The following is a 6,681-nucleotide window of genomic DNA, read 5'->3' on the forward strand; positions in this document are numbered from 1 at the left end:
AGGTAACAACTGGTCAGGCGCGGAACGTCCTCGCCTCGCCGCAGGATCCAGGTGCTCCTCACTGTCGCTCGCTTGTCCGCGCGGCTGACCGGGAAGTCAATGACATATCGCCTTCCATACCGATCCTCTTCACCCACTGTCGCTTCCTGCGACTTGGCGGCCGCAAGAAGCAAGTCTCGCAGATACTCCGCGTCCGCCGCAGACAGTCCCAGCTTCGAGGCGAATGTCCTCGCCTTGTGCCGCCCGCGAGCGTGGGCCGGATTCAGACAGTAGGCCCGCAGTTTCTCGATGTCAACAATCGCCCGGTCGGCATTGGGGAGCTTCATCTGCTCGGCGTCAATCGCCCAGCCTGTCAACAGGCGCGGGGACGCGAAACGGGTTGCGCCGGGCCGTTACAGTTTCCCGTGGCATTGGCAATACCGCACGTGCGGCGGGCGGGTCGAGAGCGATGTCAATGCACGCCGTCTTTCCAGTTGCGTTCGGCAGATCGAAGGCCTGCAACAAAGCCATTTCGACGATACGGTTGCCACGCGACGCTCGCCAGGGGGAAATCTGCGATGTCCCAGAATGTGTTGAACGGATAGGGTGAGGTGGCGGCTCCTTTCGCCTGCATGTGGTATGCAGGCGGTCGCCAAACCAACGAAAGGAGCCACCATGAAGAAGTCTCTCACAGCTTCGATTGCCGTTCCGCAGTGCTCGTTCGCGAACGTCGTTCCGGTTTCCGTTCCTCCGCTTGCGGCGGTGCTCTCGGACGTGCGCAGCGCCTTCTTCGGCCTGTGCGTGCAGGCGGGCAAGCAGGTGCTCGCGGCGATGATGGAGGCCGAACGCACCGCCCTTTGCGGTCCGAAGGGAAAGCCCCATGCGCATCGGCATGCCGGCCGAGGCGGTCACACCCGCAGCTGGGTTACCTTGGGCGGGCGACGCATCGCCATTCGCCGGCCGCGTGCCCGCTCGGCGGCAGGCAGGGAGCTGGCGCTGGAGAGTTTCCGCTGGGCGGCCGGGGCCGATGCGCTCAATGAGGCCACGCTCTCGGCCATTGCCGCCGGGGTCTCCACGCGCCGCTACGCCAGCACGCTCGATTGTCTGCCAGAGGGCGAGCTCGAAGGCACGGTCTCGCGCAGTTCGGTGTCGCGGCGCTTCGTGGCGCTGTCGGCACAGCGCCTTACCGAGTGGCTGTCGCGCTCGCTTGCCGAGCTCGATCTGCCGGTGGTGCTCGTGGATGGCATTCATTTCCGCGACCGGGTGCTGCTTGTTGCCCTGGGCATCGATTCCGAGGGCCACAAGCACCTGCTGGGGCTCTGCGAGGGCAGCACCGAGAACGCCACCGTGGTCAAGGCCTTGCTTGCCGATCTTGTCGAGAGGGGCCTGGATCCCGAGCGGCCAAGGCTGCGGGTCATTGACGGGGCCAAGGCGCTGCGGCGCGCCCTGCGGGAGTTCTTTGGCGAGGCCGCCCTCGTTCAGCGCTGCCAGGTCCACAAGCTCAGGAACGTCCTTGAGCACCTGCCCGAGCGGCTTTGCCCGAGCGTGCGCCGGGCGATCAACGATGCCTGGAAAAGCGCCGATGCCCAGCTTGCGCTGCGCCAGCTGGAGCGCCTGGTGTGCTCGCTTGCCCGTGAGCACCCGGGGGCCGCAGCCTCGCTGCGCGAGGGCTTGCAGGAGACCCGTACCGTCATGCGCTTGGGCATCCAGGGGGCGCTGGCGCGCACCCTCAGGAGCACCAACCCCATCGAGAACCTCAATGGGGCGGTAGCGCACTACACCCGCAACGTGCGGCGTTGGCGTAACGGGCAGATGCTTCTTCGCTGGGTGGGAGCGGCGCTCCTCGAGGCTGCGCGCGGCTTTCGGCGAGTTCGCGGCCATGACGATCCTGCGAAGCTCTGCGCCGCCCTTGAGCGCCATCGCAATGCGCCGCTCGTCGCCACCAAACGCAAGGTCGCGTAACATGACAACCGGAGCCGCTACCGCTTACCGTTCAACACACTGCGGGACATTGCCGGGGAAATCCGAGCGCGATCAGAAGACGGGGAAGCGGTGCCAAAACTCAAAAAGACCTTCACGCTACGGCTCTACCGGGACAAACTGGCCCGCTCCAAAGTGCGCATCAGCGCCAACGGGAGCCCACAAGGCGACTGGCTCGTCGAAATCCAGCTCGAGCCAGAAACCCAACCGGCTACTGAATTTCCATCGAAGGTCGTCGAGACCCGGATCACCGCGGACGTACTCGTGCCCCACGAGCGCCGTCACGCTGCTGAGTCCGTCTGGGCCAGCTACCCTCTTTACACGTGCCGGGCGAAAACCGTAGAAACGGTCAATACATGCGGCCACTTGTTGATCGACGCGCGTCATATCCCTTCGGCGTCGGTGCCGAAGCGGCGGCAGGAACGGGGTTGCGCTGCGCCATCTGCGCGCGGCTGTCGCAGGTCCCGCGGCTGAGTCAACAACCTCCGGGACGACCGTGATCGGGTAGCGGGCTCCGCCTGCATGGATTCGACCGACTCCTAGCAACGCGTCGAGCTCCAAGCGACTAAGCCGCCCCGCTGGGACGCGGACCACTAACTTCTCCATTGTCACGGTCCCGGCGCGCAGCCGGGGCATGTAGTACACGTGCTGGTGACGTCGATCCATTGTTCCGTCAGCTTCGCGACCGCTCAGCAGCAAGGAAATCTGGCCACTTCGTTCTTCGTGCGACTCGACGGCCGCGTCGCGAAACGCGCGGGCGACGGCAACCACATAGCGAAGCGGAATAGGGATGCGGCGACTCAGGCGGAAGCGAATCTCGGCCACATTGACGTCTGGCGCGGCAGGCGACGCTGACACACGCGGCCGGATCTCGTGGATGAGAGCCGCAGCCGGGATCGCGTACTCGATCCACCTGGCTCCACAGGGTAGCGGCATCTTTTCCCCAAGGAGCGCATTCACGAGATGTGGAGGGGATCCCGTCGCTGTGGTCTCATCCCTGCCTCGACCTGACCAAAGATCGGACGCCCGGAACTCGGCAGTGGTACAGAGCACGCGCCGATACGTCACGGGTGACGATTGCTGGACGAGGCCGCGTGGGCCGACACTCCAGACGCCAGCCGGCGGCTCGTCACGGTTTACCACACGGAGGCGCGCGCGGGATTCGCTGCGCCCCAAATAACGGAGCCGTTCAAGCAGACCGGCAAGCAACGCTTGCTGATCCGACTGAAGCACCGTCTTGAAGCGGAACCAGAAGCGACCACCTTCGGGAACGGCGAAGTGGTCGTGGTGCAGTACGCGATCGGACGCGCCGAGCCGAATCGGCTGGTAATAGCGGAGTTCGTGGAACGATGCGCGTGGCAGCCAGATCTCGGGTGCGCCGGATCGGCCGAGGGCTTCGAGCAGGCGATCGCGGTCCTCCACCGAAGAGGGGTGCGGCGGCGCGCAGAACCACGAGGATGCGAGTGCCCGGAGAAGCCGCCAAGGTGAAGGCGGCCACTCGGGTCCCGCCATACCAAACTGAGCCTCGCCCCAGAGGTGCGCGTGGTAACGGCCCGAGAGAAGCTCGACCTCGATGACGGTCGCCTCGGTCATTGCTGCTGTTCATCCTCTGCCACGGTGTTCGTATTTGGCATTTGGGCGTTGCCGCTGCCCTTCTTCCCCCGCTTCGGCTTGTACGTGACCTCTACAATGGGGCCGTCGTAGAGAGACTTCGTCTTTTCCTCGGCGGGCGGTTCCTTCTTCCCGCTTGATTTGCTCCCCTTCGACCTCTCCGAGGCCGCTTCTCCGTCCTTCTTCTCCGAGAAGAGCTTCGCAAACAGCGCGCGGAAGCTCACACCGGACGTCTCGGCTTTCTCGCCGCCGCCGTTTCCCTTGGTATCTGGCGTGAAGGACGGTCCCTCAGCTTGCCCGAGGCCGGTCGGCTTCGCGCCCATCAAATCGGTGGTGGAGGTCGTCCCCGTCGATGAGTTGCCGCTCCAGGCGATCGACCCGTCGCAAGTCAGGTAGCAGTCCGCACGGAGACGGAGGCTCGGTCCGGTCGAGCGGCTACGAGGATCGAACGAGGCCTTGTTGGCGAGGAAGGCGCCAATCTTCCAGAGCCCAAGGCCGAGGAGGAACTTCTTCCGGTCCTCCTCGAGCGACAAGCTCTTCAGCGCGACCACGTCGATCTCGAACGTGGCGGTGATGTTCTTCGGCACGACCCGGCCCTTCGCCGTGATGCTCTGCCCCTTGTTGGCGCGCTCTTCGCGCGTCGACTCGGGCTCGATCGCGTCCCACTTCACCATGCCGTAGTGGACCTCGGGGTCGTCAGCGAGCTCGGCCTCCAGGCGCGCGTGGATGAGCCGAGTCTGGCGCAGCCCGACGAACTTCCACTGCACAAACTGAAAGCCGTGCAGCAGCGCAGCCGGATCCACGGCGAAGACGAGCTGCTCCAAGTCGGCGCGCTTGTCGAGCGGCCAGAAGTCGCCACCGTTCCGCAGCCCGAGCTTGCTCGCGAAAAGCGCCCGCATATCGGCGGTGCTGCCTGCGCGCTTCCCTTCGAGAATGTAGGACGATGCGAGCCGATGCGGCTCCGTGAGGTTTGTCGCGAGGAGGTCGCCATCCTTGTTCTTCACGGCGATGAGCGGCAAGCCTTTGAGTTCGTCGACCCAGACACCCGGAGACTTCATGCAGACTGCCTCGAGTCGGTTCGACATGCTTTGCTCGCTCTCGACGAGGCACCACCGCCGGCCTTCCTGATCGCGGTAGATGCAGACATCGATGTCCGGAAACCCGGTCGGCTGGAGGAAGTGACCGTTCGTGAGGTTGAGCGACGCGGTGATCACAACGCGGTCCTGAGCATAGAGTTGATCGAGAAGCGAGTTGTCTCGCTCGGATGGCTGTTTTGTGCTCGTTGTCATACGGCAGTCTCCTCTTCGTCAATCGGCACCCGGAGGCGCCGCGATAGGGAAAGCGCGTCGTCTTTCGAGATGGGGACGAGAACTGCCAGCGTCATGCGCGCCGCCTCGTCGCCCGGGATTGTTGGGGCGAAGCGCGCGACGGCCTTTCCAGTTGGTCGCGGATCCGTGCGCCAAGGGAGCCCAGTGACCCGCAAGCGCGCGAGCGCCAGCTCGACGGCCCGTTCGACCTGGCTGGCGCTCCCCAACGAGAGAAGCCGTGCGATGGCGCCGTCGCGGGGTGGCCGCGAGTCGGATGGGGGGTGGATGCCCAGCTCGAACCACAGCCGCAGCGCTGCGTACGACGGTGGCACAGGCCCGGCCACGCTCGATGGCGCAGTTTGCCCGGGTCCCAACGATTGCCAGTCGAGAAGCGCGTAGAGACCGGCGAGGCGATGAACCTCCCGAACGTCCACCTCTCCGCGAAGCAGAGCGGTGATGTCGTCGAAGGACGCAAAGCGCGCGGCAGCGAAGGGCAGCCTCGGCAGCTCCGCACCATCGAGCCAGCGCGACCAGAAGAGATCCTTGAAGTCGCCGAGAGGGTCCAGCCCTGCCCACCTGAGAGAGCCCGACGGCGGCGGTTCCGGAACTGTCCAGGCGCGACCGTCCCAGCGGAATCGAACCGGGAGCATGTGCTCGAGGACGGGGCCAACCGCCGCGGCATCGGCTCGGACCCCGAGGATCGAACCGATCGCCCGTCCCAGTCGATGTGCCGGGTCTGCCTGCAGGCCGTCCCTGAGGGCGCGCTCCCAGAGGCGCGCACGGAGCGGTGGCAAGGGGCGCGGTTTCCGCCGGGCGTCCTCGATGTCCCGGCGCAGGGCACCGGGGAGAACAAGCGCGCGGTTCAGATCCCAGAGCGCCTCGAGGATGTCACGATACGCGTGGAGCCCGGGCTCATCGACGGCCCGGTGGATGGCCTCCTCTGCGCGTGCGCGGGCCGCGCGCAGGCGATCGGTGGTGAACTGGTCGAACCATCCCGTCTCGGCGAGCGGCGCAAGCATGAGACGCAGGTCTGCGTCTCCCTCGCCCTTGCCTGCAACGCGCGTCGCGCCACGTGGGATACCTTGACGCATCGGCTGGCGCTGCCCTGGGCGGCGCCCCTCGAGGACGAATCGATGGAAGGTGTCGAAGGCTGCACCGGCGCCGCGGCCGACGACCGCTGCCCGGAATTCCGCAGCGGTGGCGGCGAAGCCGCGGCCAGAGAGACGGGCCTGGAACTGGCGCATCTGCATCTCGAACTCGGCGAGCGTTCGAGGGCGCTCGGCGTTCCACGTCGGGAGGTGGATCTCGACGTTCCGGAAGAACGTGCCCTTCCCCATCTCGGCCACCGAGCCCTCGAACACGAACGGGAACGCGGGGTATGCGCGGCGACCCCAGCGGAGGCGACGAAGGCTGCCACGGAGGAGCAGGGCCCCGCGCACCGCGAGCAGAAAACACCATGGGCTGATCGCTGCGCGGTCCTGCACCCACTTCGCGACACCCGTCGCGTAGCGCTTCATCGGTTCGGGAAAGAAGAGGTAGCCGCTCTTGAGTTCCTTCTTGAGCATCGGATTCCCTTCTGCGAAGAGCGACCAGGTGATGTCCATGGAGGCACCTCCGGCCGCCTCGACTGCCTTCTCGATCTGGGAGAAGTAGTCGCCGCTTCCCTCCTGCCCATGGGCCGGGAAGAGTGGGTGCGGCTCGGTCTCCTCCTTGTCCGCAACCGGGAGACTGATCGCTCGTGCCCACGCTGCGGTCGGCGCGTCGAACCGATCATGGTTATCGCGCAGCTTGAGCTTCGAATCTT

The 6,681-nt window shown here is 65.8% G+C and carries 5 protein-coding genes; 1 reads left to right on the forward strand and 4 read right to left on the reverse strand.

What is annotated here, in order from left to right:
• Positions 1-326: hypothetical protein (locus tag VNM24_01350; protein ID HWQ37245.1), on the reverse strand; the 326-nt coding region annotated here is incomplete at its 3' end.
• A gap of 292 nt (positions 327-618) precedes the next feature.
• Between VNM24_01350 and VNM24_01355 the strand changes: the two genes are divergently transcribed.
• Positions 619-1,941 (forward strand): IS256 family transposase, encoded by a 1,323-nt coding sequence (locus VNM24_01355; GenBank protein ID HWQ37246.1) that lies wholly within the window; start codon positions 619-621, stop codon positions 1,939-1,941.
• Positions 1,942-2,058: 117 nt separating this feature from the next.
• Here the strand turns inward: VNM24_01355 and csb2 are convergent, their stop codons facing one another.
• The 3 genes from csb2 to csx17 form a co-directional block, all read right to left on the reverse strand.
• Positions 2,059-3,552, reverse strand: a complete 1,494-nt coding sequence (gene csb2 / locus VNM24_01360) for a type I-U CRISPR-associated protein Csb2 (GenBank protein HWQ37247.1) — start codon at positions 3,550-3,552, stop codon at positions 2,059-2,061.
• Positions 3,549-4,859, reverse strand: a complete 1,311-nt coding sequence (gene cas7u / locus VNM24_01365; protein HWQ37248.1) for a type I-U CRISPR-associated RAMP protein Csb1/Cas7u — start codon at positions 4,857-4,859, stop codon at positions 3,549-3,551. Before cas7u ends, csb2 begins: the two co-directional genes overlap by 4 nt.
• Positions 4,856-6,681, reverse strand: a 1,826-nt coding sequence (gene csx17 / locus VNM24_01370; protein ID HWQ37249.1) for a type I-U CRISPR-associated protein Csx17, incomplete at its 5' end; no start/stop codon positions are given. The genes csx17 and cas7u, both read right to left, overlap by 4 nt.

The organism is Burkholderiales bacterium, from assembly GCA_035560005.1.
Taxonomy (GTDB): Bacteria; Pseudomonadota; Gammaproteobacteria; order Burkholderiales; family Eutrophovitaceae; genus DASRFY01.